Here is a 25,784-nt window from a genome sequence, read left to right as displayed (position 1 = left end):
ACCGGTGGCGCGTCGTCCACCGCCGCCGCCCCCGCCGCCGCGCCCGTCATCGACCTTCGAGCCGGCTGCGCCTCAACCCACCGCAGCTTCGCCTGCGTCCGAGCCGCCAGCCGAACAGCCGCAGGTGACGGTGCTGAAATCCGGCATCGTCGACGGCATGGCCTATTCGCTCTATTCCGACGGCTCGATCGAGGCGCAGATGCCCGAGGGCATGATGCGCTTTGCCTCGATCGACGAGTTGCGCGCCCATCTCGACCAGCGCGGTGGCTGAAGGTATCTCCCATTTCAAGTAAAGCCTCGCCGCTATTGTCGCCAGATCAGTAATCGGCTCATATTCGCCAGTCGTCGTATTTCGGCCAAACGTATTGTTGACAGAGAATACTTCATCGCCGCCAATGCAGCGCGACGGAGCCGGATTGGAGAGAGGTCGCGCCATGTCGGATGCCGCGGGCAAGAATTTCATCGAGCTGACGGCGAACATCGTCTCGGCCTATCTCAGCAACAACCCGACGCCGGCCGGCGAGATTCCGAACCTGATCAGCCAGGTGCACGGTGCGTTGACGCGGGTGTCGTCGGGCCGCGTCGAGGCGCCGCTCGAACCGGCAAAGCCCGCGGTGTCGCTGAAAAAGTCGATCGCGCCGGACTATCTGGTGTGTCTGGAAGACGGCAAGCGCTTCAAGTCGCTGAAGCGCCATCTGCGCACCCAGTACAGCATGACGCCGGAGCAATATCGCGAGAAATGGGGCCTGCCGGCCGACTATCCCATGGTCGCGCCGAACTACGCGGTGGCCCGTTCGCAACTGGCAAAGAAGATGGGTCTGGGACAGCAGCAGCGGAAGAAGGGGAAGTAGGGCAGCGCGCTGGATCTCGTAGGGTGGGCAAAGGCGCACTTGCGCCGTGCCCACGTATTCTCTCCGTCACACGCAAATGGTGGGCACGCTCCGCTTTGCCCACCCTACGGCAGCTAACCCGCCCTACGGGAGCCTCTTCAAGACGCCTCCGCCAACGCCTCTCTCGCATCGGTCTTGATCCGCTCCACCATCGAGCGCAGGCCGTTGGAGCGCTGCGGCGTCAGGTGATCGCGGAAGCCGAACTCATTGAACACGGAAATCGCATCGGTCTCGAGAATCTGCTGCGGCGTGCGGCCGGAATAAAGCGCGAGCACGATCGCGACGAGCCCGCGCACGATATGCGCGTCGCTGTCGCCGCGATACCGCAGGATCGGTGCACCACCGTCGCGTTCGACCAGCTTCTGGAGCCAGACCTGGCTGACGCAGCCCTGCACCTTGTTCTGGGCCGAATGTTCCGCCTCGGGCATCGGTTCCAGGGTGCGGCCGAGCTCGATGACGTACCGGTAACGGTCGTCCCAATCGTCCAGAAGCTCGAAATTCTCGCGGATATCGTCGATCGAAGTCATTGATGGCCTGTGGTTCCCGTTCAGGCCAATATAGGCACGCGAGGCGTCGAAATCGATAGGATTCGAGCCTAATTCGCCGTCGCCTCGGGGCCGCGCCATTCCAACGCAAGATCGTCCTGGGTCAGCGTGTCGCGAGGCGCCTCGCTCGCCATGGCATCGCCTTCGCCTGCCACCGCAATCGAGCCGGTATGGTCGGGCGCCTTCTTGTCGGTCTTCTCATTCTTGTCGTTGGTGATCTGCTCCTTCTTGTCGTTGATGATCTGGTAGATTTTCTTCGCGCCGTCCTGCGCCCGCTGGCCGATGATGGTTGCGGCCTGTCCGCCGACCTCGCAGGCCGCCGGCTGGCGCTTGCAGAACTGGCTCATGTCGGAGACGGCCGCGGTCGCAGCCTGCACCGCGTCGGCAGCGCCGATGTTCGGCAGCTTGCCCGATTCGGGCGTCTTGTCCCGCGGCAGGAGCACCAGCACCAGCCCGAGCCAGAATGTGATGCGAAGCAGAAAGCGCATCTTATCGACCTGTAGTTAGATCTGGCACGCGGCGATCTCCGCGCGGCGCCAGTGACCTAGCAACTCTCGATAAATCGCAAGTGATTGCCTTGAGCTTAATTCGCAGAAAATTTACGCAAAAAACTTCGCAGGGCGAGGTCGCGTCAATTTTCGATTGATCGGCCCGTCTGTGGTGTCCCGGACCTGCACGTCCACCAATTCGAAACCATGAAGGGCAAGGCGAAACCCTGTGTTCACCATCACCGATGATGACATCGCCAAATCGCCTAAAAATCTCAACGAAAATACGGCGTCCGGCCGCGCGCCGATCCGCCTTAGCACTCGTTTAAGGTCGCTCTGACACGGTGGCTCAACGACAAGGAGGCGTTCCGGCGCGTCTTTTGACGAGTGAGCCGAAGCGCGAGACCCGTGACAGTTTTGAGTATCATCCGCGATTGTCTCGATGCACTGCTGCATCCCTCCGCGCGCTACGATGCGCTGACGCGTGCGCGGCATCGGGCCTTCATGGCGCCGCGGCTTCTTGGAAGCCTGGCCGCTTTTGCCGCATTTCCCGTTTATCTTGTCCTGCGCGGCGCGCCGAGCGCGATCGAGGTCGCGGCCCTCGCCTGGCTGATCGCGCCGATTCTGCTGTCCTGGTTCCTGTCGCGCACCGGGCGCTATGAGGGCGCCCATGTGTTGTCGTCGCTGGCGCTTGCCGGGCTGATCATGGCCATCGCGGCCACGACCGGCGGTATCGAATCCTTCGCGGCGATCTGGCTGGTCGTGGTTCCCCTGGAGGCCGCCCTGTCGGCCTCGCGCCGTGTCGCGGCCTTCGCCTCGCTGCTCGCATTGTCCTGCGCGGCCGTCCTGATCCTGCTCAGCTTGCTCGGCTGGCTGCCTTCTGGGGAGCTCAGCGGAACCCAGCGCGGCGTGATGATGGCGCTCGGCGTTGCCTCGGCGACGCTTTATGCCGCGGGCCTTGCTTTCGGCGCCGAGTCGCTTGCGCGCACCAGCGTCACGCTGCTCTCGCGCGAGGAGGAGCGCTATCGCCTGCTCGCGCGCAACATGAGCGATGTGATCTCGCGGCATCAGCGCAACGGCGCGGTGCAGTTCATCTCGCCGGCCGCGGAAGCCATGCTCGGCATGCCGGTCGCGCAACTGCTCGGCCACGGCCTGTTCGATCGCGTCCATGTCGCCGATCGTCCGGCCTATCTCACCGCGCTGTCGGACGCCGCGCGTGGCGAGGTCCGCAGCGTCGAATTCCGGCTGCGGCGCGATCCCACCGGTTCCGAGCGCGGCCAGATCGACTTCATCTGGGTCGAGATGCGCTGCCGCCCGCTCGACCAGGATCAGCGCAGAAATCCTTACGGCGACCTCACCGCCGAGCTCGAGGTCGTCGCGGTGATGCGCGACGTCACCGATCGCAAGCTGTCGGAGCAGGCGCTCGATCAGGCTCGTAGCGCGGCGGAAGCCGCCGACGCCGCCAAGACGCGCTTCCTCGCCACCATGAGCCATGAGCTGCGCACGCCGCTCAACGCCATCATCGGCTTCTCCGAGATGATCGCGCAGGAGCAGACCCTGATGCTGGCCGCAGGCCAGCGCAAGGAATATGCCGAGCTGATCAACGCCTCCGGCCAGCATCTGCTGTCGGTGGTGAACGGCATCCTCGACATGTCGAAGATGGAATCGGGCAATTTCGAGATCGCCTCCGAGCCGTTCGCGCCGCGCGCCGCGCTGATGCATTGCTGCAATCTGCTCGCGCTCAAGGCGCGCGAGAGCGGCATCGACCTCATCACCGATGCGCCGCAGGATCTGCCCGTGATGACCGGCGATCCCCGCGCTTTCAAGCAGATCGTGCTCAATCTCGTCGCCAACGCCGTCAAGTTCACCGAGCGCGGCGGCCAGGTCACGGTATCGGCGTCGGCATCGGCTTCGCAGCTGACCCTGCGCATCAGCGACACCGGCGTCGGCATCGCGCCCGACGACCTCAAGCGCATCGGCGCGCCGTTCTTCCAGTGCGGCAAGACCTATGAGCGCCGGCACGAAGGCACTGGCCTTGGGCTTTCGATCGTGAAGAGCCTGGTGGCGTTGCATCTCGGCGAATTGACGGTACAAAGCAAGCTCGGCGAGGGCACCGCCGTCACGGTCAAGCTGCCGCTCGTCTACACGCCGCCGCAAGCAAAGCCGGTGGCGAGCAAGATCGCGACGTTGACGCCGGTGCTGCGTCATGACGTTCAGGACCAACCTGCTCTGGTGAAGAAAAGTGCCTAAGAAGTCTGCCAACGACGAAGCCGCTCCGCGCCGCCGTGGCGCCAAGGCCAAGGCTGCGGTCATCGATGTCGAGACCGAGCGCAACCTCGTCTTGCGCGTGCTCTTGCATAGTCCCAAGGACACGCTGGCCGGCCTCGTCGCCGCCGCCGCCATCAGCGCTATCGTCGCCAACGCGCTGTTCCTGCAGACCGGCCGGCATCCGGCGCCGATGTTCGGCACCGTGATCAATCTTCCTGCGCCGTCGCCGGCGTCGCTCTCGAGCCCCATGCCGCGGCCGCGCCCCGTCGGCGCCGATACCTCGCCGCTCGAGCCGAAGGCGACCGAGTTTCGCGTCGAGCCCAAACCGGCCGAGAAGCCGGCCGAGAAGCCTGCCGAGAGGGCGCCGGAGAAACCCGCCGAGACGACCGCCTCGACGCCGCGCTCGGGCGATCCCATGACCAATCTGGTGATCAAGGCCACGGCACCGACGCCGGCCCCGTCCTCGGTTGCCGTCGCGCGGCCGCCGGCGCCGATCCCGCAGCAGAGTCCGGCGGCGCGTCGCCTCGCCGGCGTGCAGCGCGCGCTGTCCGAATACGGCTATGGCAATTTGAAGATCACCGGCACGATGAGCGGCGAGACCCAGTCGGCGATCCAGACCTTCGAGCGCCAGCACAAGATGCCCGTCACCGGCCAGGTGTCGGACCGCCTGCTGCGCGAGCTCGCCGCCGCGATCGGTCATCCCGTCGAATAATCGTCATCGTTTCGCGAAGTTTGAAGGCTGGTGCCGCGCGCGGCACTCGCCTATCGTGCGTCCATGCGTTTGAAATCGAATATCTGGGTCTCAGCTTACTTGCGCCGGTGCCAGACCGAGGGCGTGTTCGGCGCGGTGCGCCATCGCGGCGCCGAGGAGGCGGGCGCGGTGTTCGTCAAGGTGTCGCTGCTGGACGGCAACGCGATGCTTTACGTGCCGGCTCCGCAGACCTCTTATGACGACGGCCGCCCGGTCGATCGCTTCTTCGTGCCGATTGCGCCACAGCCTGTGCCTGAGTCTGCCGTCGAAGAACGCCTGACCAAGGAGCTCCGCTTCGATCCGGATGCCTGGATCGTCGAGACCGAAGACCGCGCCGGGCGGCACTTTCTTGATCTGGCGAAGACCTGATCCATCCTCACCGTCATCGCGAGCGCAGCGAGGCAATCCAGAATCTTTCCGCGGAGGAATTCTGGATTGCTTCGTCGCAAGAGCTCCTCGCAATGACGTGGTTAGAGCGCGGTACGTTACCAAACGTCGGTGCCTGAAGAGGCAGGCGTTATCGCTCCGACGCCCCGCCTGAGCCCGTGCGCACCGCCGGGCTCGATCCCGGCTGCACGCTCGGCCGCGACGGGCTGGACGCGCCGCGTGCGCGCTGCCGGTCGCTGTCATGCAGCGACGGCTGATATTTCGTGCGCGTGACGGCGAGCGTCGAGCCGCGCCAGGCGGCGAGCATCACCAGCGCCGAGCGGTCGCTGATGCGGTCATAGAGCCGCGACAGCCGATAGACCTCGTTCACGGAAGTGCCGATCGCGGGCTTGAAGAACAGCAGGATACGCTGGAAGTTCGGGCTCGGCATGTCGAGCGCGCGCGCGGCAACCGCGAGCGCCTCGCCGCCGGCGTCCTCGACGATCTGGGTTGCGACGCGCGAGGGCAGGATCAGCGTGTCGCCGAGCTCGTAGGTGAAGCTGTCGACATCGCCCGCGATCGCCGCCATCTCCAGGACCTGGATCGCGCGCTTGGCATGCACGGTCGGAATCCGCGGCGCGGCCTTCAGCGGCGTCTGCGCCAGGTTTTGCAGCATCAGCGCGCGCTGGCTCGCATCGGCGCTGAAGAACGTGTCGTGGATCTCGGCCGCTTCCTTCGGCTGCATCGCCATGTTGGCGGCCATGTGCGCCTCCGTGTCCGTCGGCGCGCGGGCGGGCGAGGGGGCAAGCGTAGCTTCCGGGATTGTGCGCGCGAGCGGCACGCGGCGGCCTTCCTGCGCCGCGACCAGGCCGAGCTTTTGCAGCACGGGCACGGGCGTGTGCGGATAGATCGCAAGCTTCGCCTTGACGGCCGCGCGCGTCGCGTCGTCGACCTGATCGATCAGCCGCGTCGCAAGCTCGATGAATTGACGCTGCTCGTCCTCGGTGTGGGTGCTGGCCTGGACATAGAGATCGGTCAACACGCGCAGCAGGGTGGGGCGAACATCGACGCCCTCGCGGCGGGAGAGTGTCATCAGCCCGTCGAATCCGGGAAACAGCGACTTGGTCATGGAGGCGTACGCAACTTCGGAAGAACTGTCGTCTCAGCCTATCAAGGGTTCCTTTAAAGGTTGCTTAAGGAAAACGAAATGTGAAGCAAACCCGCTCAATTCAAGCTATCTCGTCTCGCTGCGGGACGGCGGCGAGGCAATGGTCCGTGCGGTTACGGTCCGAGAGCCGTGTTTACACCCCGTTAACCATAAACTGATCCTAATGACCCCCATGTTGCTGGGGCGCGTTCGGCCGCGCGGCAGTTGAGAGAGCTGACATGGGGACCATCATCGAATTTCCGGCCGGTCGCCGGGTGGGCTCGTCGGGGGACGTCACACCGCGCGCGGACATGGGAACGATCCTGATCCTTCCCGTCATCCGCATCGAGCGCGACAGCGACGAAACCAGCGGCGACCGTGGACCGGAGCAGGGCACCGCGCCGGGGCGCCGCCGCCGTCGCCGCTGAATTGCGGCTTTTGCAATGCCGGGCTCCATCCATCAGATCCGCACCATTCGATCGGCCATTCTGTTCGCAGCCCTGGGCACCGCGCTCGCTGGCTGCAGCGGCGGTGATTTCGGCCGCACCCGCGCCGACATGCGCAGCGACGATATGCACGGCTGGCTCGGCCTTGAGGCCACCGGGAGCCTCGGACTGAAGTCCTCCCAATTCCAGTTGACCGACGAGGAGCGCCAGCTTCGCGACCTCGCCTATCCCATGATCGAGCCGCCGCTGTCCCGGCCGGCCTGGAAGAGCGTGTTCGGCGATTACAAGGCCCTGCCGGCACCGTGGCGCCAGAAGGTCGTGTTCGACCGCACCATGTACGGCCGTACGCTGATCGACGAGCCGCATCGCTCGCACGCCTCGCGCTATGCGCAGCTGATCGAGGACGTGCGCAACGATATCACCCGCTTCGAGCCGTTCTTTGCCTGCGCGATCCGCGTCATCGATCTCGACAGGAAGCGGGACGCCAGCATGGCGCGCGTCTCCGCCCTGTCGCCACAGGAAAAGGCGGACGCCGTCGCGCGCATGCAGGAGAACTCGCTGATCGTCCAGTGGGTGCAGCAAAGCCTCGAGCAGCGCGTCTCGTCCTATCGCTGGGCGCTGGAGCGGCTGGTGATCCAGGCGCCGGACGGCATGGCCGCCGACGCCGACCGCCTGATCGGCGAACTCGCCGCGCAAACCGCCAATCCGCCTGTCATCTCGCAGCCGCCTTATGGCCGCGCGGTCGTCTCGAAGGGCTGAGCGCGGATCGCGGTCACCATCGCGGCCGGGGTGGCGTGACGCCCGCTGGTCGCGATCCTGCCGATCCCCTCATCGCCAAAGAAACGCATGAACGGACACAAGCCGATCTTTTTCTGCAACTCGCTGGATTTAAGAGATAAGGTGCAGGTCAGGGTCCTGCACAAGCATTCGAGCTTGTCGCAAGCGGCTCAAGGTGTCGAATGAACAGTTGACCAGCGTCGTTCGCTAGTCTGGCAGCTCGATTTCGGCCGTCGTCAAGGAAGCCGCCACTTTGAAATAGCGGATCGGCAGCCGCCGTTGCTAGCACACAACATCGGCACGGCAATTCGAGCCAGTGCAGTCGGAGTCAGGCCCCAAGCATGAAAATCGGTGTTGGCTTCGAAATGATCTACGACTTCGAGCAAGTCACACCGTTGATTGCTGTGGTCGGCACGCATTTTACCCGGGCATCCGACGTCATTGTGCCGGATTACCTCATCACCGAGCCTTCCGTACCGATCACGCCCTATCGCGACGGCTTCGGAAACTGGTGCAGTCGGCTCGTCGCGCCTGCCGGCCGCATGCGTCTTTCGGCCAACGGGACATTGCGCGACAGCGGGTTGCCTGACGTGATCGCGCCTTCCGCCACGCAATATCGGGTTGAGGATCTGCCACCTGATACCATCGTTTATCTGCTTGGCAGCCGCTATTGCGAAACCGATCGTCTTTCCGACATCGCATGGAAGCTGTTCGAGAAAGCCCCGCCGGGCTGGCCACGGGTCCAGGCGATCTGCAATTTCGTGCATAATCACGTCGCGTTCGGCTACGAGCACGCGCGCGCCACAAAGACGGCATGGGAAGCATTCAACGAGGGCAAAGGCGTCTGCCGCGACTATGCCCATCTTGCTGTTGCATTCTGCCGATGCATGAACATTCCGGCGCGCTATTGCACCGGCTATCTCGGCGACATCGGCATCCCGCCGCCCCACGCCCCCGGGGACTTCGCAGGCTGGTTCGAAGCTTATCTTGGCGGTCGCTGGTATACTTTCGATCCGCGCAACAACACTCCGCGAATTGGTCGCGTGCTGATCGCTCACGGCCGCGATGCGGCAGATGTTCCGATTACCCAGACTTTCGGACCCAGCACGCTCGTCAGCTTCAAGGTGTGGACTGATGAGCTTGCGTAAGGCGCTCGCCCCGCGGCGCCGATTGTTTGAGATTGATCTCGCTAGTTGGCGAGAAGACTGCTAGACAACTGGCATCACCGCGCGCTTCGTGGCTGTTATCGGTGACTGAGAGCGTTGCGCTCCCGCCTGAGCCCAAGAGGAGGCGGAGAGATGTCAAATCCCGACAAGTTCGACATTCGTGAGTGGCTTGTACCACCGTTGTTGGTGCCGATCTTTCTCGTATTGCTGATTGCCGTCGCGGCCAATCTATAGTGGCAAGTCCGTTCAATCAGCACACGTCGAAACAGCAGACCGGGGCGCCGGGGCCAGTTCCAGCCAGACGGGAGCCGACAATGGCAAACACCGCGATCATCAGGGATGCCTACGGGGTTCCGGCAATCTTTGTCGGCTCGAAAACGGGCCGAGAGGATGCGCCCTTTGTTTTCGTGCGGGTCGGAGGCGAAGAACGCCGGATGCGTTGGTCCGAGTGGGATGCTCTTCCGGCCTGGACCGGCGAGCATCCGTCCTGGGCCAGCAAGAGCAAATAGCGATAGGACTTCGGCGTGAAGAAAGTTCGACCAGCCACCTGGCTAGCGGCCCTCTTGCTTGTATCGGCTTCGGGCGAATCCGCGTTAGCGGCTTCCGCTGCGGAACCGAATTGCCGTGCGATCGAGAGCACCAGTGCGCGACTCTCCTGTTACGATGCGGCGTTTCCACCAAAGATCACGAAACCTGCCGAAAACGGTATCGCCGCGTCGTCGGGATACAAAGACCCCTTCCTTGTGGAAGAGGCCCGAACCGCCGCAAAGCTGAAGAACATATGCCGCGGTTGCTGAGGTTCGCCGCTCGCGGGAGCTATGATAGCGCATGGAACATCAGGGCATTGAATACACGGTCGTCCAGACGATCAATCCGTCAGGCTGGAAATGGTCGTTTGAGCGAGATGGTCGGTCCCCCAAAACCGGAATCGCCTTCGACCGAGCGGAGGCCATCACCGCAGCTCAACGCGCGATCGGCCAATTGCTCAGAGATCGGCAGCGCCAATAAGCACGCTCGGTTCGCAGCGGCTTTGCCCGACGCGATGAACTTTTGTACGTGACGTCGAGACCAACCTTCATCGGGATTTTACTCTCACCCTCCCGGGGCTGGTAACCCGCCGCCTGCGCTCTATTTAAGCGGGCGGCGTTTTTGTTTGCGGTGACGCTCCTGCAGCGATACCGCGGCTGACGAGAGCAATTTTTTGACTGCGTTTGGGAACGTTGTCGAAGAGGCGGCTTTGAGGGTCATCACCTTTTCGGACCCCGGGCTATTATCGGTGACTGAGAGCGATTGCTCCCGCCTCCAAGCTGCGGGATGCACGTGTGCAGTAGGTGCGATCAGATCGAGATTGAAATTGAACAGCTCCGTCGCCTGATATCGCCGGGAATGGAAGCACTCAGCTTGGTCATGATCCGATGTGCCATCGAATCGTTGGAAGCTGACAGGGAGGCAGTCAAGCACCACGGCAGCCCGCCTTCATGAAGCACATTCGAGAACAAGGTGTTGGGGGCGATTGTTGCCCTGCGGTAGACAGCTTCGGTATCCCAGGCCGCTGCCGTCCATTCTGGCACGTCCGCTTCGCTTTGCGAGATCCGCAGCAGCAACCAGCCCGATAACCCGCGGTCCGCCGGCACGGGTGCCCCAGGAACCTGTACCCGCCGCAGCCCTTGCCGTTCAGCATATGGTCGAACAGCCCTGATTGGCGCTTGTTCTCCCAAGCCATATCGATAGGATTGGGCTGTTATCTAAGTCATTTTGCACGAAGGTCTTTTGGGATGAGCAACAGTTCCGGGACGCTGCGTGACACCCGTCGAAATTCCACGCCTTCGCGAAAACTTCTGGTCCTTGCCCTCCTGCTGGGATCGACCGGGACGGCTGCCGCGCTGACCAAGGAGGCGGCAATCGAGAATTGCAGGATGACCGTCGGCAAGCCGATCGTGCAGGCCTGCATGCATGCGGGCGGCGGTGCCGATCGGGAAGCATGCCGCGCCAAGGCCTCGCCGCAGGTCAAAGCCTGCGTGATGGCGGCGCTCAATGCCGCCAACGGCCGCGCCAATGTCGCGGTCGAGGTACCGAAGGAAGAGGCGCCCAAGCTGGCGCCGGGGACTGCGCTGCCCAAGGATTTCATCGCGCCGCCGCGCACCATCTCCGACATCACCGCGATCCTCGACAGCGAAAAGCCGAACGAGAAGCTGATTGCGGAGCTGAAGGCGGACGCGGATTCGACGCCCACGGGCAAGGAGTCCCGCGAGGATCTCGCCCAGTTCTATTTCGATCGCGCCAATGCGCGCGCCCAGCTCGGACGGCTTGCCGAAGCCATCGCTGACGCCAACAAGGCCATCGAGGTCGGACGCGGCGCCATCAGCGCAAACATGATGGGTCGGCTGACACAGCTTGCCGCCCTGCAATATTCGAACGCCGGCGATCCGAAGCGCGCACTCGAGATCATGCAGAGGCAGTTGCGCGAGGTCGCCACCGCGCCGGGCGCAAAGGGGTATCTATTCAACGCCAATCGCTCGATCGCAGGCATTCTCATTCAAATGGGCGACATCCCGCAGGCCGAAGCCTATCTGCGCCGCAGCCTGGCCGGGATCCAGGAGGCTCGCACCAGCGGCCTCCCCGCATGGCGCGCCTCCTATGCGAAGATGGGGCAGAATTGGGAGGGAGAAATCGAGAGCACCCGCGCCATGATCTTCGAGGCGCGCGGGCAGTTCAAGGAAGCCGAAGCCTCCTATCGTCTGGCCGAGCAGCGCAAGCGCGCCGGCATGAAGGCCGTGATGGAGTCGGACAATCCTCCCGCTGAAACCGTCGTCTTGCAGACCATCGACTATCTGGTTCTGAGCCAGGCGCGCATGAAGGCGCGGCAGGGCAGGCTCGCCGAAGCCGAGGTCGACGCGCGCCGGGCGCTGTTGTCGCGCCTGAAGGACACCGGCAAGTACAATCCGGTGACGCCGCGTTATGTGATGGGATTGGCCGGCATCCTGGTCGACGAGGGCCGTTACGAGGAAGCGGAGCAGCTTGGCCGCGTCGCGCTGGAGATCAACAAGACGGTCGGCGTGCCGGAAGACTCGCAATCGACCGTGCAGCTGCTGTCGCAGCTCGCCGGCATTCTCAACCTGCGGCGCAACAATGCCGAAGCCAGCGACCTGTTTGCGCGGATCGACAAGGCGGTCGCCAATTGGGATCCGCAGCGCCGCCAGGTCATCGAGCTCAATCCAGCGCGCATTCTGGCGCTCTACAATTCCGGCCAGCTCGACGCCGGCATCGCCGCCGCCGAGCAACTGGTCAAGAAGCAGGTCGGGCGGGTCGGCGAGAACCATTTCGATGCCGCGTCGGCGCGCGGCACCCTGGCGATCGGCCTGATGCGCGCACGGCGCGATACCGACGCCATCAGGGAGTTCAAGGCCGCCATTCCGATCATGATGGCAAATGCGAACGAGAACGCCGACGACGAGAACACGACCGTGGTGGCCGCGCGCAGCCAGCGGCTGCAGACCATCGTCGAGAGCTACCTGCTGCTGCTCGCGCGGGCCGAGGGCACCAGCGGCGCCGTGGGCGAGGAGACGTTCAGTCTTGCCGATGCCATCCGTGGCCGCTCCGTGCAGCAGGCGCTCGCGGCCTCAAGCGCGCGTGCCGCCGCCAAGGATCCCGCGCTGGCCGAGCTCGTGCGCAAGGAGCAGGATCTGACAAAACAGGTCAACGCCCAGCTCGGCACGCTCAACAACGTCCTCGCCATTCCCTCGGCGGAGCGCGACGAGAAGGGGGCGCAGCAGATCCAGGCGTCGATCGCGGCCTTGCGCGGTGAACGCGACAAGGCGCGCCAGGAGATCAAGCAGAAATTCCCTGTTTATGCCGATCTGGTTTCGCCGAAGCCGCCGAGCGTTGCCGAGATCCGCGCCACGCTCGCCGACAACGAAGCGATGTTGTCGTTCTATTTCGGCCAGAACGGCAGCTTCGTCTGGGCCGTGCCGAAATCGGGCCCGGTGGCCTTTGCCGCCGTCAATGCCAGGGGCGGCGACATCGAGACCAAGGTCCGCAAGCTGCGCGAGGCGCTGGAGCCGCAGGCGGCGATGATCTCGGACATTCCGCCATTCGACCTGAAGCTCGGTTATGAGCTCTACGAGCTGTTGCTCAAGCCGGTCGAGAGCGGATGGAAGCCCGCCAAGAACCTGATCGTGGTGACCAACGGCGCGCTCGGCCTGCTGCCGCTGTCGCTGCTGCCGACCGCACCCGCAGAGGTGGCTGTGGAGGAGGATCCGCTGTTCGTCGGCTATCGCAACGTGCCGTGGCTGGCGCGGACCCATGCCGTCTCGACCGTGCCATCGGCCGCGGCGCTGCGCACGCTGCGGCAGCTGCCGCCCGGCAAGCCCGGCCGCGGCGATCTCGTGGCATTCGGCGATCCCTATTTCAACAAGGATCAGCAGGCCGAGGCAGAAAGCGCCGACGGCAAGGTGCAGGTCGCCGATGTCGGCGGCAATGTCACCCGCGGCATGCCGCTGAAGCGTCGCAGCAGCCCGAAGCTCGAAGGCGTCGACAGCGCCGAGCTCGGGCTCTTGCCTCGTCTCCCTGATACGGCCGACGAGCTCAAATCGATCGCGCTGGCCTTGCAGGCGGATCCCTCCAAGGTGCTGTTCCTCGGCAAGAATGCGACCGAGAGCGCGGTGAAGACGATGAATCTCTCCGGCTTCAGGATTCTGGCGTTCGCCACCCACGGTCTCGTGCCGGGCGAGCTCAACGGCCTGACGCAGCCCGCTCTCGCATTGTCGTCGCCGGCGGTGACGGGCGAGGGCGGAGACGGCCTCCTCACCATGGAGGAGATCCTGGGCCTGAAGCTCGACGCCGACTGGGTGATCCTGTCCGCCTGCAATACCGGCGCCGGGGCAGGCGCCGGTGCCGAGGCGGCCTCCGGTCTTGGCCGCGCGTTCTTCTATGCGGGAACGCGCGCGCTGCTGGTCACCAACTGGTCGGTGCATTCGCAATCGGCCCGCCAGCTCGTGACCGATCTGTTCAAGCGGCAGGCCGACGATGCAAAATTGTCGCGGAGCGAAGCGCTGCGGCAGGCAATGATGGCTCTGGTCGATGGTCCCGGTTACCTGAACGGCGAGGGCAAGACCGAGTTCGCCTACGCGCACCCGCTGTTCTGGGCGCCGTATACGATCATCGGTGATGGCGGCGTGCGATGATTGACGTGGGGAAGGTTGGAAGGACAATGACGCGGGATATCTGGCTTGGGCTTGTTGCCGCTGGTTTGTTGTTTTCAGGAACCTCGCGGGCGACACAACTGATCACGGAAGAAGAAGCAAAACTGCCGCCACCGAAGGGCGCGGTCGCGGCTGACCGGCGCGGCATCCTGCGCGGTCCCAAGGTGGAGGTCGTCTCGCCCGGAGAGTCCGTCGCCTCTCCCTTGAAGCTGCAACTGAAATTCGAGTCGTTCGGCGGGGCCAAGATCGATCCGGAATCGGTCAAGGTGATCTTCCTCCGCACGCCGAACGTCGATCTGACGCCCCGCATCAAGCCGTTCGTCCAGGCCGACGGCATCAACATGCTGGACGCGGAATTGCCGCCCGGCGATTACACCATGCGGGTCGACATCAAGGACAGTGACGGGCGACCCGGCACGGCCATCTTCACCCTCAAGGTCGCACCCAAGTGATGTGTCCCTACTGCCAGGCCGAGAATGCCGATCGCGCGCTGGTCTGTGCGTCCTGTTCGCGCGACATCGCCGTGCCGGCGACACTGATTGCCGAGCGCGACGATCTCCTGCGCAAGCGCGACCAGCTGCGCGATGAGCTGGCGCGCGCCAGAGACGAGATCGAGACCATCATGCGGCGCAGGACGTCGCGCTGACGATGGAGTGTCCATTCTGCGCCGAGACGATCAAGGACGAGGCCATCGCGTGCAAGCACTGCTCGCGTGATCTGCGCGTGGTGCGGCCGACGCTGCTGGAGATCGACGACATCGTTGCCGAGCTGGACAGGCTGAGGCGCGATCTCGATCGCGTCAATGTCCGGCTCGAGCGCTACAAGAATCCGCTGCGCTATTACGGGACGCATGCCGTTCTCTACGTCGTCATTCCGTCCGTCCTGCTCACGCTCGCGCATGTTCTAATCACCATCACCTTCAATCTGTCGCCAATTCCGCTCCGCATCGCCTCGATCGTCATCCCGCTGCTGTTCGGGTTCGCAGCCTATCCCCTGCATCGGGTCTCGACATGGGGGGCGTTCGTGCTGGCGCTGCTGCTCGCCAGCGTCAGCATCCAGGCGATGCTGACGGTGACCGGATTTCACGACGACGTTCCGATCCTGCCGACGGTGTGGGTCGAGTGGCGCGAAGTGTTCGAATATGGCGCGAGCATCCTGCTCGCCTTCGTGTCCGGAAACATATTGGGGGTCGTGATCTTTCAGGTCTTGCCGCGCGTCCTGGGCCAGGGCGGCAAGCCCAATGCGTTCGCCTTCAAGATGGCGCGCCTGCTCGGGCAGCATGTCGGCGAGGAACAGCTCCGCCGCCGCGCCCGCCTGATTCAGGACCTGATGCAGACCATCGGCCCGCTGGCCGGCGTCGCCGCGACCGCGGTGGGCTCGATCTATGCCGGCCTGAAGGGCTTGCTCGGATAGTTATTGCTGGTTGCGCCGGCGGCTGGACTGGTTGCGGGGCTTTGCGCGCCGGCGCTGCGGCGCGCATTAAAGCGGAATGGAGATTGAATCGATTGCGCCGGCTTGTTCACCTCTCCAGCTTGCGGGAGAGGTCGGCGCGAAGCGCCGGGTGAGGGCTTTCCCCTCCTGGGGATTGTCCCGTTGCGGAAAAACCCTCTCCCCGACTCTCTCCGGCGAGCGGGAGCCCACCTCCGTCGTTGCGGCAATCAAATCCTCATTTCATCGCGCTTTGGCGCGGCTCACGAACGCGCGACGCGGGTCCCGTGCGACGTCATCAGTCATGTTGCAATCGCGAGAAGCGGAAATTGCAGTGGCTCGCGCCGCCGGCGAGTGTTTGCGTCCGTTCCAGACGGATGCCGCGCGTGGCATAGGCGTCGAAATCGAGCCCGCAAATATTCGGCAGGATCTCCTCGTCGCCGTGGCGGCCGGCGAATTTGCAGAAGCCGCAGGCCCGGTAGTTGATTCCGAATTCAAATTTGTCACCCGGCGCGGGCTCGACGAAATCGTAGACAAAATCCTCCGGAAATGCGGCCTGATGGCTCTCGCTCGTGCTCTTCGCCGCCTGCTCGCGCAGCAAGGCCTGGTTCTCCGGCGACATGAACTGATCTCCCGCGGCGAGGCGTTCCGCCTCCGGCTCAGTGAGCAACTGCGCCTTGTAGGTCTGCCGCTCGATCTCGCCGATCACGGGCACCGGCACACCGTGCCGCCGCAGCACGCGGCTGATGGCCATGAAGCCGGTGAGGCGGATGAAAAAATCGCTCATGCGGCTGGCTGCGCCGCCGACATAGGGCATCTGCGTGAGCACGATGGCGAAATCGTCCATCACCTCCTGCCTGACGGCGTCGACGTCGGACAAATGCGTGCGCTCGTGCAGCATCGGCCCGGCCAGGTCGAGGCGCTGGCGCATGGCGGATTCCATTGCGCCGCGATGCTGTTCGTAGAAGGGATGGATCTCGGCCAAGGGGGATCTCCTGATGTTGCGGACCGACCGTATCCGGCGACATCATTGCTGCGCAAAGCATCATTCCTGCAGTTCAGCGCAAGAAAATCTATTGCAAGACGACCGCCCATCGGTGTCAAACTTGCACCGCGATGACCTATGCCCTTCCGCCACTCAACGCGCTCCGTGCTTTTGAAGCCGCCGCGCGGCATCTCAGCTTCAAGCTGGCTGCGCACGAGCTGCACGTGACGCCCGCCGCCGTTGGGCAGCAGGTGAAGGCGTTGGAGGCGCGCCTCGGCGTGCAGCTGTTCGAGCGGCTGCATAAGCAACTCGTTTTGACCGCGGCAGGTCAGGCCTATCTGCCCGGCGTGTCCGCAGGTTTTCGCCACATCGCGGAGGCGACCTCGCAATTGAAGCCCGAAGGTGCGGTGCTATTGCAGCTGGGCGTCCACGCCAGCCTTGATCTGCGCCGTCTTGATCTCGCGGCATTTCGGAGTGCGCATGCGGAGATCGGCTTGCGCGTGCTCCAGCCCGCCGGCCTGCATGAGTTGGTCGAGGGCAAGGTCGATCTCCTGATCGCCCGCAGCCTCGGCCATCATCCTGGTTACCGCTGTGACAGGGTCACCGAGGGGACAGGGCTTGGCGACTGGCTGATCGCCCCCGAGGGCACCGCAGATTGCCCGGAGGTCGTCAGCTTTCGCGAATGGCTGCGCGCCGTGATGAATGAGAAGGCGCGCGCAAGCCGCCAGCCGCGGCTGGTCGGGGGCGTCGGACGCTGATTCTTATCGGCGATGAGACCGGCCATAAGCACGGCAGTCCGGATTGATCATCGCTGTCCCAGAAATGCATTGAGCGGTATTTGCGCTTCGTACTGGCGCGCCTTTTCCAGGAGAACATCTCGCAATTGTCCATCCGGCAGAAGCTGCGCCTGCGCGCGGGCTTCGCGCGCAGCCTCCGCGAGCCTTTCGCTCAACGTCTTCTCCTGCCGTATTCTTCGTCGGACCTGGCTCATTTGTTGCGTAACGCAGCATAGGCCCTTGCGTTCCCAGGTCACAGGATCTGCAGCGGCGGAACGCCAGCTTCGCCCACGCGTTAACTCCCATATCGAAGGAGAACGTCATGAGCGTTGAAGGCAAGATCAAGGAAGGCGCCGGCTACATCAAGGAAGAGATGAACGAGCACGGCAAGGATCCGAACAGCCAGCGCAAGGCCCAGGAGGGCCGTGATCTTCGCAACGAAGGTCGGATGGAAGACGGCAAGCCGCCGAAAACCACCAAGCCGGGCACCGGCCACTGATCCCTCTTGTTTTGAAACCGCCCTTGACCCGTGTCAGGGGCGGTTTCGTATGAGCGGAAAGCGGCGCACGGCGATCTCTGCCTCGGTCACGAACCCTTGATCATAATCAATGACTGGTTTCCCGGCCCGGATATGGTACTGAGGCCGTGGTCCCGGCCCGAGAGGCACGTCGTTTCGATGCAGTTTGTCCGTACCCTACTGGCCTTCGTCATCGCCATATCCTTGGCGATGCTGCCGGTTGGCGCGTCCGCGTCTAGCATCGCGATGTCGTCGGACGACATGCAGACAACCATGCACATGAGCGGCGATGCCGACATGTCGATGGACGATTGCTGTCCCGACATGAAGGAAACGGGCTCTCATACCGGCGGCGCCAAATGCGGTATGGGCTTCTGCTGCGTCGGCGGGATCATCATGCTCGCTGACATCAGGCCGGTCGCCTTTGCATATCTCGCTGCCCTCGCCGGCAAGATGGTCCTTCCTGAGGATCAGGTCGCCTCTTACCGTGGCGGCAGTCCTCCCTTCCGACCTCCTCGAATCTGATCCCGCAAAGCCTGAGACGTGAGCGGCAAGCGATGACCGCTGCTCGCGACGACGACTGACGCGCGCGCGCCCTGCGCTACGGCGGAAGATCAATTCATGAGGACAGAAAGATGCTTTCCAAATTCAAGACGGCGGCTCTTGCCGCCATCGTTTCGCTTGCCGCTTCCGCCGCGATGGCGGGCGCGGGCGACTACACGTTCGAGCCCATCAAGGCGGAGATGAAGAAGGGCGATGACGTCACGCTCGCCGTTCGCCTGACCAACAAGCTATCAGGCAAGCCGGTGCCGGACGCGGTGATCTTCAAGACTCGCGTCGATATGGCGCCCGACGGCATGGCCGAGATGGAATCGGCGGTTGCGCCGCTGCCGTCGAAGGAGCCGGGCGTGTACGCCTTCAGGACGGACCTGCCGATGGCCGGCCGCTACCAGATGACGCTGTCCGCGAAGGTGCAGGGCGAAGCTGAGACTGTCACCGGCAAGGTGATCGTCACGGCGACCAAGTGAACCATCGGGCGCTGCGAGTCGGCGCCCGATAGTCCCTCTCCATTCACACGGACGCGCGCTCCCGGGTGCGCGAAAGACACGCCATGAAAACGCTGCGTCTTCTGACGGCCGTTGCGCTGGGCTCTGGCCTTGGCTTGATCGCTGACAGCTATTCGAACGGGGAGTTTGCCCCGAGCGCATCGGCCGCGGACCGAACGCCGCTCTATTATCGCGATCCCAGCGGCGCGCCGCTGTGGTCATCGGGTCCGAACAAGGATGACCGCGGGCGGGACTATCTGCCGGTCTACGACGACGATCGTGCGGCCGCATCGCAGGCGAAGCCGCCGCAGCAGGCGCCGTCCTCGCGGAAAATCCTCTACTACCGCAATCCCATGGGCCTGCCCGACACCTCGCCGATGCCGAAGAAGGATTCGATGGGGATGGACTACATCCCCGTCTACGAAGGCGACGACACCGACGACGGCGCCGTAAAACTGTCGCCGGGCAGGATCCAGCGCACGGGCGTCAAGTCCGAGCCGGTCGAACGGCGCGCGATCCGCGTCGCCGTGAAGGCGCCCGGCACGATCCAGCTCGATGAGCGCCGCGTCTCGGTCGTCGCGATGCGCGCCGAGAGCTTTGTGCAGAAGGTCGCCGACGTCACCACAGGTACCCGCGTCAAGGCCGGCCAGCCGCTGATGGACATTTACAGCTCGGCCGTCGCGTCGGCTGCTGCGGAATATCTTGCGACGATCACCTCCAAGGTGGTCGGCGGTGTCGAGATGTATGGCCGCGGTTCGCGCCAGCGGCTCGTCAATCTCGATGTGCCGGAGCCTGTCATCGCGGAGATGGAGAGGACGCGGACAGCGCCGGTCACCATCAACTGGTCGGCGCCGCGCGACGGGATCGTGCTGGAGCGCAACGCGATCGAAGGCATGCGCGCCAATCCCGGCGATGTGCTGTTCCGCATCGCGGACACCTCGCTCGTCTGGGCGCTGATTGACGTCGCCGAACGCGATCTTGGCGCCGTCGCGGTCGGGCAGTCGGTGGCCGTCCGCGCGCGCAGCTTTCCCGGCCGGACGTTCGCCGGCAAGATCGCGATCGTCTATCCGCAGGTCAATCGCGATACCCGCACCGTTCGCATTAGGGTCGAACTCGCCAATCCCGATGCCGTGCTGCTGCCGGACATGTATGTCGATGCCGACATCGACACGGCGGACGCCGCGCCCGTCCTGGCGGTGCCCGACAGTTCGGTGCTCGACGCCGGCAGCCGGCAAGCCGTTCTCGTCGACAAGGGGGAGGGGCGCTTCGAGCCGCGGCCGGTCAAGCTTGGCCGTCGCGGTGGCGGCTATATCGAAGTGCGGGAAGGGCTTGCGGATGGCGAGGCGGTGGTCACCTCCGCCACCTTCCTGATCGATGCGGAAAGCAATCTGAAGGCGGCGCTGAAGGGCTTTGACGCCGGCGCGATGGGAGATCGCAAATGATCGCCCGCATCATCGCCTGGTCGGCGCGCAACCTGCTGCTCGTCTTGTTCGGCACCGGTTTCGCGGCCGCTGCCGGATTCTATGCGCTGGTCCATCTTCCGCTTGATGCGATCCCCGATCTCTCCGATACGCAGGTTATCGTCTACACCGAATATCCCGGTCAGGCGCCGCAGGTGATCGAGGACCAGGTCACCTATCCGCTGACGACGGCGATGCTGACCGTGCCGAAATCGAAGGTGGTCCGCGGCTTCTCCTTCTTCGGCGTGTCGTTTGTCTACGTGATCTTCGAGGATGGCACCGACATCTACTGGGCGCGCTCGCGCGTGATGGAATTCCTCAACGGCGCGTCGTCCAGGCTTCCGGCCGGCGTCACCCCGACCATCGGACCCGACGCGACCGGCGTCGGCTGGGTCTACCAATATGCGGTGATGTCCAAGGAGCTGAACCTTGCGGATACGCGCACGATCCAGGACTGGAATTTGAAGTTTGCGCTGGCCAAGGCCGAAGGCGTTGCCGAGGTCGCCAGCATCGGCGGCTTCGTCAAGCAGTACAACGTGGTGCTCGACCCGCAGCGCATGCGCGACCGTGGCATCAGCATGGCAAAGATCCGTGAGGCGATCCGTGCCAGCAATGCCGATGTCGGCGGCCGCACCGTCGAGCTTTCCGAGTTCGAGTATGTCATCCGCGGCCGGGGCTATATCAAGAGCGTCAACGATCTCGGCAATATCGTCCTGAAGACCAGCAACGGCACGCCGGTGCTGTTGCGGGACGTCGCCGCTGTCGAGCTTGGCCCTGACGAGCGGCGAGGCATCGCCGAGCTGAACGGCGAGGGCGAGGTCGCCAGCGGCATCGTGCTGCAGCGGTTCGGCGTCAACGCCCTCGATGTCATCGAGAACGTCAAGAAGCGCTTCGAGGAGATCGCGAGCAGCCTGCCGAAATCGGTCGAGATCGTGCCGGTCTACGATCGGTCCAATCTGATCTATGCGGCGATCGATACGCTCAAGCATACCTTGTTCGAGGAGAGCGTCGTCGTCGCCCTGGTCTGCATCGTGTTCCTGTTGCATGTCCGCAGCGCCCTGGTCGCGATCCTGATGCTGCCGGTGGGCGTGCTGATGGCCTTCGGCGCCATGAAGCTGCTCGGACTCGGCTCCAACATCATGAGCTTGGGTGGCATCGCGATCGCGATCGGCGCGATGGTGGATGCCGCCATCGTCATGATCGAGAACGCCCACAAGCATCTCGAACGTGCCAGGCCCGATCAGCGGCGCATCCAGGTCCTGATCGACGCCGCATCCGAGGTCGGGCCGGCGCTGTTCTTCAGCCTGCTGATCATCACGGTGTCGTTCATGCCGATCTTCACGCTGGAGTCGCAGGAGGGGCGGCTGTTCAGCCCGCTGGCGTTCACGAAGACCTTTTCGATGGCGGCAGCAGCGCTTCTGTCGGTGACATTGGTGCCGGCGCTGATGGTGATCTTCGTCCGCGGCCGGATTGTCCCGGAGAGCAGGAACATCATCAACCGCGTTCTGATCTGGATCTATCGCCCCGTCATCAAAGGCGTGCTGCACGCCAAGACGCTGGTGATCCTGGCTTCCGTCGCCGTTCTCGCCGTCACGATATGGCCGGCGCGCCAGCTCGGCACCGAGTTCATGCCTGTTCTGAACGAGGGCACGCTGCTCTACATGCCGACGACGCTGCCCGGCATCTCCGTCACCAAGGCGGCCGAGCTGATGCAGATGCAGGATCGCATCATCAAATCGTTTCCCGAGGTCGCTTCGGTCTACGGCAAAGCGGGACGCGCTGCGACTGCGACCGACCCGGCGCCGACCGAGATGTTCGAGACCGTCGTCAATCTGAAGCCGAAGCAGCAGTGGCGCGCCGGCGTCACCGTCGACAGCCTGATCGCCGAGATGGACAAGGCCCTGCAGTTTCCCGGCGTCTCCAACGCCTGGACCATGCCGATCAAGGCGCGCATCGACATGCTCTCCACCGGCATCCGCACGCCTGTCGGCGTCAAGGTGATGGGTACGGACCTCATCGAGATCGACAGGCTGGCAAAGCAGATCGAACGCGTCATCAAGACCGTATCAGGGACGTCGTCCGCTTACGCCGAGCGCGGCATCGGCGGCTATTATCTCGAGATCGTCCCCGATCGCGAGGCGCTTGCCCGCTATGGCCTCCTGATCCAGGACGTCCAGGACACCATCGCGGCCGCGCTCGGTGGCCAGACGGTCACGACGACAGTGGAGGGCCGCCAGCGCTTCACGGTTAACATGCGCTATCCGCGCGACTTGCGCGACAATCCCAAGGCCATCGCCAGCGATGTCCTGGTGCCGATGCCGTTCGGAGGTGCCGTGCCGCTCGGCGAGGTGGCCAAGGTCGAGCCCGCGCGCGGTCCGACGTCGATCCGCACTGAGAACGGCCAGCTTGCGACTTACATCTATGTCGACATCAGGGATCGCGACATCGGCAGCTACGTCGCTGGCGCGCAGCGCGCCGTGACGGAAAGCATCCAGTTTCCCGCGGGCTATTACCTGGTCTGGAGCGGGCAGTATGAATATCTCCAGCGCGCCGCCGCCCGGCTCAGAATAGTGGTGCCGGTGACGCTGACGATCATCTTCCTGCTGCTCTACCTGAATTTTCGCGCCATGACCGAGACCCTGATCGTGATGCTGTCGCTGCCGTTCGCGCTGGTCGGCGGCATCTGGATGATGTGGTGGCTCGGCTTCAATTTGTCAGTCGCCGTCGCGGTCGGTTTCATCGCGCTCGCCGGCGTTGCCGCCGAGACGGGCGTCGTGATGCTGATCTATCTCGATCATGCGCTGGAAGAGGTGAAAGCCGCGTGCAGCAGCGAGGGAAGGCCGCTGACACGCCACGATCTCCACAATGCCATCATGGTGGGCGCAGTCGAACGGGTGCGGCCCAAGATGATGACGGTGGTCGCCATCACCGCCGGTCTGCTGCCGATCATGTGGAGCAGCGGGGCCGGATCGGAAATCATGCAACGCATAGCGGTGCCGATGATCGGCGGCATGATGTCGTCGACGGTGCTGACGCTCGTTGTGATCCCCGCCATCTTCGGCCTGGTGAAGGGGCGGGGGCTTCCTCCGGGGGAGCGACCGGCTCTTCATGATGATCGTCCCGTGCAGGCCGCGGAGGCGGCCGAATAGACCGATCCTCCGGTCACGGCGATGTCACCACTGCGCCAGTTGTCCACAGCCACGATACGCAGTGGCGGTTTGCGGATCCGACCTACCAGCCATCGATAATTTGCCAACGCGCGGTCACGTTGCTTTGATCGCGGCATGAGCACCAAATCACGTGAGGTCATCTGGAGCGGCCGCATCATGGGGGCGGAGATTTCCGCCAAGCATGCGCGGGAGCAAGCGAAGAAGGCGGTGCGCGAGGCCGATCGTGCCGAGGCCGAAGCCTGGTCGGTGCGCATGGAAGGTTACGGCGGTCCCGCGCAGCCATCGCCGACCATCGGGCAGTGCCTCAATGGCGGCATGGGCTGGCTCGAGGTCGAGTGTATCAGGTGCAAGTCGCGCGCGAGCCTGCCGCTCGATGCGATCCGCCGTCCCCGCGATACGCCGATCTGGAAGCTGGAGGCCTCGCTGAAGTGCCGCTCATGTCGCAAGGGCCGGTCCGCGCCGCCCGTCCACATGATCAAGCTGACGGAAGCGCGGAGCATCACGCCGTACAAATGGGTGCATCCGACCGAGGAGCGGTAGGATGACGCGGTGCGAGCCGCGCTGTCCGGAGGTCATCCATCCCCGAATGCGTGCCTTATCTGTATAGCAGGGATGCGAGGCACATGATGAGCATCGCAGTGCTCAGTGCAATCGTCACGAGGGCCCGCTCTGCCTTGTTGGATAAATCGTCTTCTGGCATTGCGCGCCCCACTGCGATGGCGCTGGGTCAACCTAACAAATATCAAGTTGTTCCTCCGCGGTCTCATTTAACGATCGCCCGGCCGCAACGAAGGTCTGAACCCGGATGCCGCACCATGGCGGTGCGTGCAACGCTCATGCAGCCCGCGAGGAGACCTCAAATTTGACCCGAGCGATTGGCTACGATCGACCGGTGATGCGATAGACCCGTGCGTTACCTTCCACGCCGCGCAGTGGCGCATCGAATTCCTCGACGTCGTGTCCCGTCAGCAACTGGCGAACACCAGGCGCCGTGTAGAGCGCTTCCGTCAGACAGATTTCACCGGCATCCGCGAACGACTGCACCCGCGCCGCTATATTTACCGTTTGGCCGAAATAGTCGAGATTTTCATTGAGGGTCACCGCGATTGAGGGCCCGCAATGTGCGCCCATTTTGAGGATAATGGCGGGCTGGTCTCGCTCGAAGTTGAACTGGCCGATTCCTTGCAACATTTGGAGCGCCGCTGCGACTGCGTCTGCCGGCCGGGAGAACGCAGCCATGACGGCATCTCCGATGGTCTTCACGATAGCACCAGCATGCCGTTGGGCGATTGCGTCGAGCAGAGCGAAATGTTCCCTGACCAGCGCATAGGCGTTGAGATCTCCGAGATGCTCGTAAAGAGCGGTCGAGCCCTTCAGGTCGGTGAACAGGAGGGTCACCTGCCGGACGCCGAGGCCTTCCTCCTCGTCCACCCGCTCGGAGCGGAAGAGCTTGCGGAAAGTCTGCCGCGTCAGCAGCATGCCGCCAGACACGTAGGGGTCAAACTCGAGTGTCGGCTTCTCTGGCATAGCTACGATCTCAGGTGGCCAGTTAATCAAGAGCACCGAGCCGCGCTTCGTGCCCGTATTGCTGATCTCGAAGACGGCACGTCCCGACGGCACAGCCGAAACAGCGGATGTGAAGCGTTGCCCATCGTAGGTGATGCGAATGACTGTCGGAGTGCTGGGCGGGGGTGCCGAGGAGTCCACGACTGAAAGTGCAAAGCCAGCCTGCGTCTGGACGTTAACGCCTGAGAGGGCGCCGGGGTTAATCTCGGTCTGCAGGGTCGTGGTCACGCCTGCTGGCAGATATGTCATGCCGCGCACGAGAGTGCGCAGAACATCAACAAATCGGGTTTGTCCGCCGGGCAGCCGCCCGCTGTCAGCAAATTTCAGCTTCCAATGCAGGTCTTCGATCGAGAGGTTGTCAACGTCGTGCAATGCGAGGCGCCGTACTTGCGGCGAGACGCAGAAAGAAGCTTGGATGAAGTCGTCGAGGTCCGTCTGACCGTCGATATCGCACAGCCCGCAGACGAAATGACTCCGGAGTGCTCGCAGCTTGCCGAAGCTTTCCAGTACCAGGCCGGAATGGGGGCACAGAATGTCCCAATGCAGGTCGACCAGTCCGGCGCGAGCGGCGTGGAGGAACAGGTCGATCGCTTCCGGCTCAGCCACACCGCGATCTCGAGCGAACGCCAAGGGGTTGGCGCGGAAGATGCTGACCTCGTCGCCGCTACGGATCAGGGTTTCAAACTTGGAAATGACCCGGGGGCTCCAGGCCCTGGCTTGCTCGATCTGGGTCATCTTGCTTTCGAGAAGCCGTTCGTCAATGGATGTCATCGACAGCTCCTGACGGTGCC

At 63.8% G+C, this 25,784-nt stretch carries 27 protein-coding genes and 1 pseudogene; 21 read left to right on the top strand and 7 right to left on the bottom strand.

Annotated elements, in window-relative coordinates; genetic code table 11:
* Together XH98_RS19930 and XH98_RS19925 are read left to right on the top strand one after the other, a co-directional pair.
* Window positions 1-271 (top strand): annotated as a pseudogene (locus tag XH98_RS19930) (DUF308 domain-containing protein); the annotation flags it as partial.
* Window positions 272-434: 163 nt separating this feature from the next.
* Window positions 435-851: a MucR family transcriptional regulator gene (locus XH98_RS19925; protein WP_057753042.1), complete on the top strand. Its 417-nt coding sequence runs from the start codon at window positions 435-437 to the stop codon at window positions 849-851.
* Between the two features lie 137 nt (window positions 852-988).
* On the opposite strand, the gene XH98_RS19920 is transcribed toward XH98_RS19925, so the two are convergent.
* A complete protein-coding gene (locus XH98_RS19920; RefSeq protein WP_271619644.1) occupies window positions 989-1,417 on the bottom strand; it encodes a SufE family protein in 429 nt (142 codons plus the stop codon).
* A gap of 68 nt (window positions 1,418-1,485) precedes the next feature.
* Window positions 1,486-1,923 (bottom strand): DUF5330 domain-containing protein, encoded by a 438-nt coding sequence (locus XH98_RS19915; RefSeq protein ID WP_271619643.1) that lies wholly within the window; start codon window positions 1,921-1,923, stop codon window positions 1,486-1,488.
* 408 nt (window positions 1,924-2,331) lie between these two features.
* On the opposite strand from XH98_RS19915, the gene XH98_RS19910 reads away from it, so the two are divergent.
* The 3 genes from XH98_RS19910 to XH98_RS19900 all read left to right on the top strand — a co-directional run bounded on the left by XH98_RS19910 (window position 2,332) and on the right by XH98_RS19900 (window position 5,311).
* Window positions 2,332-4,173 (top strand): PAS domain-containing sensor histidine kinase, encoded by a 1,842-nt coding sequence (locus tag XH98_RS19910; protein WP_271619642.1) that lies wholly within the window; start codon window positions 2,332-2,334, stop codon window positions 4,171-4,173.
* Complete coding sequence (locus tag XH98_RS19905) at window positions 4,166-4,903, top strand: peptidoglycan-binding domain-containing protein (RefSeq protein ID WP_271619641.1); 738 nt, start codon at window positions 4,166-4,168, stop codon at window positions 4,901-4,903. The genes XH98_RS19910 and XH98_RS19905 overlap by 8 nt, the downstream gene beginning before the upstream one ends.
* 63 nt (window positions 4,904-4,966) lie before the next feature.
* Window positions 4,967-5,311, top strand: a complete 345-nt coding sequence (locus XH98_RS19900) for a DUF1491 family protein (protein ID WP_271602275.1) — start codon at window positions 4,967-4,969, stop codon at window positions 5,309-5,311.
* Between the two features lie 148 nt (window positions 5,312-5,459).
* Here the strand turns inward: XH98_RS19900 and XH98_RS19895 are convergent, their stop codons facing one another.
* Window positions 5,460-6,437 (bottom strand): DUF2336 domain-containing protein, encoded by a 978-nt coding sequence (locus tag XH98_RS19895; RefSeq protein ID WP_271602274.1) that lies wholly within the window; start codon window positions 6,435-6,437, stop codon window positions 5,460-5,462.
* 257 nt (window positions 6,438-6,694) lie between these two features.
* Here XH98_RS19895 and XH98_RS19890 point away from each other — a divergent pair, with 257 nt between their 5' ends.
* From XH98_RS19890 to XH98_RS19870, 5 genes are all read left to right on the top strand, one after another.
* Window positions 6,695-6,883 (top strand): hypothetical protein, encoded by a 189-nt coding sequence (locus XH98_RS19890; protein ID WP_057753048.1) that lies wholly within the window; start codon window positions 6,695-6,697, stop codon window positions 6,881-6,883.
* A 15-nt stretch (window positions 6,884-6,898) separates the two neighbouring features.
* Window positions 6,899-7,660: a hypothetical protein gene (locus XH98_RS19885; RefSeq protein WP_271602273.1), complete on the top strand. Its 762-nt coding sequence runs from the start codon at window positions 6,899-6,901 to the stop codon at window positions 7,658-7,660.
* Between the two features lie 359 nt (window positions 7,661-8,019).
* Window positions 8,020-8,826: a transglutaminase-like domain-containing protein gene (locus tag XH98_RS19880; protein ID WP_271602272.1), complete on the top strand. Its 807-nt coding sequence runs from the start codon at window positions 8,020-8,022 to the stop codon at window positions 8,824-8,826.
* A 332-nt stretch (window positions 8,827-9,158) separates the two neighbouring features.
* Window positions 9,159-9,353, top strand: coding sequence for a hypothetical protein (locus XH98_RS19875; protein WP_271602271.1), 195 nt, complete (start codon window positions 9,159-9,161; stop codon window positions 9,351-9,353).
* A gap of 319 nt (window positions 9,354-9,672) precedes the next feature.
* Entirely contained in the window at window positions 9,673-9,852 is a 180-nt protein-coding gene (locus tag XH98_RS19870) for a hypothetical protein (protein WP_271619640.1), read from the top strand.
* A gap of 329 nt (window positions 9,853-10,181) precedes the next feature.
* On the opposite strand, the gene XH98_RS19865 is transcribed toward XH98_RS19870, so the two are convergent.
* Window positions 10,182-10,478, bottom strand: a complete 297-nt coding sequence (locus XH98_RS19865; protein WP_271619639.1) for a hypothetical protein — start codon at window positions 10,476-10,478, stop codon at window positions 10,182-10,184.
* 141 nt (window positions 10,479-10,619) lie between these two features.
* Between XH98_RS19865 and XH98_RS19860 the strand changes: the two genes are divergently transcribed.
* From XH98_RS19860 to XH98_RS19845, 4 genes are read left to right on the top strand one after another with little or no spacing between them, the layout of a single operon-like run.
* Window positions 10,620-14,027 carry a CHAT domain-containing tetratricopeptide repeat protein gene (locus XH98_RS19860; RefSeq protein ID WP_271619638.1) on the top strand — a complete coding sequence of 1,136 codons (3,408 nt, stop codon included), beginning with the start codon at window positions 10,620-10,622 and terminating at the stop codon, window positions 14,025-14,027.
* 26 nt (window positions 14,028-14,053) lie between these two features.
* The gene (locus XH98_RS19855) at window positions 14,054-14,497 is read left to right on the top strand and encodes a hypothetical protein (protein ID WP_271619637.1); all 444 of its coding nucleotides are present in this window, start codon (window positions 14,054-14,056) and stop codon (window positions 14,495-14,497) included.
* A complete protein-coding gene (locus XH98_RS19850) occupies window positions 14,497-14,691 on the top strand; it encodes a hypothetical protein (protein WP_057753052.1) in 195 nt (64 codons plus the stop codon). The genes XH98_RS19855 and XH98_RS19850 overlap by 1 nt, the downstream gene beginning before the upstream one ends.
* Before the next feature lie 2 nt (window positions 14,692-14,693).
* Window positions 14,694-15,458 (top strand): hypothetical protein, encoded by a 765-nt coding sequence (locus tag XH98_RS19845; protein WP_271602266.1) that lies wholly within the window; start codon window positions 14,694-14,696, stop codon window positions 15,456-15,458.
* Between the two features lie 313 nt (window positions 15,459-15,771).
* Here the strand turns inward: XH98_RS19845 and XH98_RS19840 are convergent, their stop codons facing one another.
* Window positions 15,772-16,458: an L-2-amino-thiazoline-4-carboxylic acid hydrolase gene (locus XH98_RS19840; RefSeq protein ID WP_271619636.1), complete on the bottom strand. Its 687-nt coding sequence runs from the start codon at window positions 16,456-16,458 to the stop codon at window positions 15,772-15,774.
* 131 nt (window positions 16,459-16,589) lie between these two features.
* Here XH98_RS19840 and XH98_RS19835 point away from each other — a divergent pair, with 131 nt between their 5' ends.
* Entirely contained in the window at window positions 16,590-17,216 is a 627-nt protein-coding gene (locus tag XH98_RS19835) for a LysR family transcriptional regulator (RefSeq protein WP_271602264.1), read from the top strand.
* 47 nt (window positions 17,217-17,263) lie between these two features.
* Here XH98_RS19835 and XH98_RS19830 read toward each other — a convergent pair whose 3' ends face one another.
* A complete protein-coding gene (locus tag XH98_RS19830; RefSeq protein ID WP_245317157.1) occupies window positions 17,264-17,410 on the bottom strand; it encodes a hypothetical protein in 147 nt (48 codons plus the stop codon).
* A gap of 146 nt (window positions 17,411-17,556) precedes the next feature.
* On the opposite strand from XH98_RS19830, the gene XH98_RS19825 reads away from it, so the two are divergent.
* The 6 genes from XH98_RS19825 (at window position 17,557) to XH98_RS19800 (ending at window position 23,967) form a co-directional block, all read left to right on the top strand.
* On the top strand, window positions 17,557-17,733 hold the full coding sequence (locus tag XH98_RS19825) for a hypothetical protein (RefSeq protein WP_237859342.1): 177 nt from the start codon (window positions 17,557-17,559) through the stop codon (window positions 17,731-17,733).
* 177 nt (window positions 17,734-17,910) lie between these two features.
* Entirely contained in the window at window positions 17,911-18,276 is a 366-nt protein-coding gene (locus XH98_RS19820; RefSeq protein ID WP_271619635.1) for a hypothetical protein, read from the top strand.
* A gap of 110 nt (window positions 18,277-18,386) precedes the next feature.
* On the top strand, window positions 18,387-18,779 hold the full coding sequence (locus tag XH98_RS19815) for a FixH family protein (protein ID WP_271619634.1): 393 nt from the start codon (window positions 18,387-18,389) through the stop codon (window positions 18,777-18,779).
* A gap of 83 nt (window positions 18,780-18,862) precedes the next feature.
* Window positions 18,863-20,239: an efflux RND transporter periplasmic adaptor subunit gene (locus tag XH98_RS19810; RefSeq protein WP_271619633.1), complete on the top strand. Its 1,377-nt coding sequence runs from the start codon at window positions 18,863-18,865 to the stop codon at window positions 20,237-20,239.
* Complete coding sequence (locus XH98_RS19805) at window positions 20,236-23,406, top strand: efflux RND transporter permease subunit (protein ID WP_271619632.1); 3,171 nt, start codon at window positions 20,236-20,238, stop codon at window positions 23,404-23,406. The genes XH98_RS19810 and XH98_RS19805 overlap by 4 nt, the downstream gene beginning before the upstream one ends.
* A 135-nt stretch (window positions 23,407-23,541) precedes the next feature.
* Window positions 23,542-23,967 (top strand): hypothetical protein, encoded by a 426-nt coding sequence (locus tag XH98_RS19800; RefSeq protein WP_271602259.1) that lies wholly within the window; start codon window positions 23,542-23,544, stop codon window positions 23,965-23,967.
* Between the two features lie 339 nt (window positions 23,968-24,306).
* Here the strand turns inward: XH98_RS19800 and XH98_RS19795 are convergent, their stop codons facing one another.
* Window positions 24,307-25,764 (bottom strand): adenylate/guanylate cyclase domain-containing protein, encoded by a 1,458-nt coding sequence (locus tag XH98_RS19795; protein WP_271619631.1) that lies wholly within the window; start codon window positions 25,762-25,764, stop codon window positions 24,307-24,309.
* Window positions 25,765-25,784 lie beyond the last annotated feature (20 nt).

This window comes from Bradyrhizobium sp. CCBAU 51745, from assembly GCF_028128715.1.
Lineage (GTDB): Bacteria > Pseudomonadota > Alphaproteobacteria > Rhizobiales > Xanthobacteraceae > Bradyrhizobium > Bradyrhizobium manausense.
This window is presented reverse-complemented; position numbering and strand designations above follow the sequence as displayed.

Excerpts from the sequence above, each read along its gene's own strand:
- XH98_RS19925 (WP_057753042.1), top strand. The coding sequence starts at position 435 with ATGTCGGATGCCGCGGGCAAGAATTTCATCGAGCTGACGGCGAACATC.
- XH98_RS19920 (WP_271619644.1), bottom strand. The coding sequence starts at position 1,417 with ATGACTTCGATCGACGATATCCGCGAGAATTTCGAGCTTCTGGACGAT.
- XH98_RS19915 (WP_271619643.1), bottom strand. The coding sequence starts at position 1,923 with ATGCGCTTTCTGCTTCGCATCACATTCTGGCTCGGGCTGGTGCTGGTG.
- XH98_RS19900 (WP_271602275.1), top strand. The coding sequence starts at position 4,967 with ATGCGTTTGAAATCGAATATCTGGGTCTCAGCTTACTTGCGCCGGTGC.
- XH98_RS19895 (WP_271602274.1), bottom strand. The coding sequence starts at position 6,437 with ATGACCAAGTCGCTGTTTCCCGGATTCGACGGGCTGATGACACTCTCC.
- XH98_RS19890 (WP_057753048.1), top strand. The coding sequence starts at position 6,695 with ATGGGGACCATCATCGAATTTCCGGCCGGTCGCCGGGTGGGCTCGTCG.
- XH98_RS19885 (WP_271602273.1), top strand. The coding sequence starts at position 6,899 with ATGCCGGGCTCCATCCATCAGATCCGCACCATTCGATCGGCCATTCTG.
- XH98_RS19880 (WP_271602272.1), top strand. The coding sequence starts at position 8,020 with ATGAAAATCGGTGTTGGCTTCGAAATGATCTACGACTTCGAGCAAGTC.
- XH98_RS19875 (WP_271602271.1), top strand. The coding sequence starts at position 9,159 with ATGGCAAACACCGCGATCATCAGGGATGCCTACGGGGTTCCGGCAATC.
- XH98_RS19870 (WP_271619640.1), top strand. The coding sequence starts at position 9,673 with ATGGAACATCAGGGCATTGAATACACGGTCGTCCAGACGATCAATCCG.
- XH98_RS19860 (WP_271619638.1), top strand. The coding sequence starts at position 10,620 with ATGAGCAACAGTTCCGGGACGCTGCGTGACACCCGTCGAAATTCCACG.
- XH98_RS19855 (WP_271619637.1), top strand. The coding sequence starts at position 14,054 with ATGACGCGGGATATCTGGCTTGGGCTTGTTGCCGCTGGTTTGTTGTTT.
- XH98_RS19850 (WP_057753052.1), top strand. The coding sequence starts at position 14,497 with ATGTGTCCCTACTGCCAGGCCGAGAATGCCGATCGCGCGCTGGTCTGT.
- XH98_RS19845 (WP_271602266.1), top strand. The coding sequence starts at position 14,694 with ATGGAGTGTCCATTCTGCGCCGAGACGATCAAGGACGAGGCCATCGCG.
- XH98_RS19835 (WP_271602264.1), top strand. The coding sequence starts at position 16,590 with ATGACCTATGCCCTTCCGCCACTCAACGCGCTCCGTGCTTTTGAAGCC.
- XH98_RS19825 (WP_237859342.1), top strand. The coding sequence starts at position 17,557 with ATGAGCGTTGAAGGCAAGATCAAGGAAGGCGCCGGCTACATCAAGGAA.
- XH98_RS19820 (WP_271619635.1), top strand. The coding sequence starts at position 17,911 with ATGCAGTTTGTCCGTACCCTACTGGCCTTCGTCATCGCCATATCCTTG.
- XH98_RS19815 (WP_271619634.1), top strand. The coding sequence starts at position 18,387 with ATGCTTTCCAAATTCAAGACGGCGGCTCTTGCCGCCATCGTTTCGCTT.
- XH98_RS19810 (WP_271619633.1), top strand. The coding sequence starts at position 18,863 with ATGAAAACGCTGCGTCTTCTGACGGCCGTTGCGCTGGGCTCTGGCCTT.
- XH98_RS19805 (WP_271619632.1), top strand. The coding sequence starts at position 20,236 with ATGATCGCCCGCATCATCGCCTGGTCGGCGCGCAACCTGCTGCTCGTC.
- XH98_RS19800 (WP_271602259.1), top strand. The coding sequence starts at position 23,542 with ATGAGCACCAAATCACGTGAGGTCATCTGGAGCGGCCGCATCATGGGG.
- XH98_RS19795 (WP_271619631.1), bottom strand. The coding sequence starts at position 25,764 with ATGACATCCATTGACGAACGGCTTCTCGAAAGCAAGATGACCCAGATC.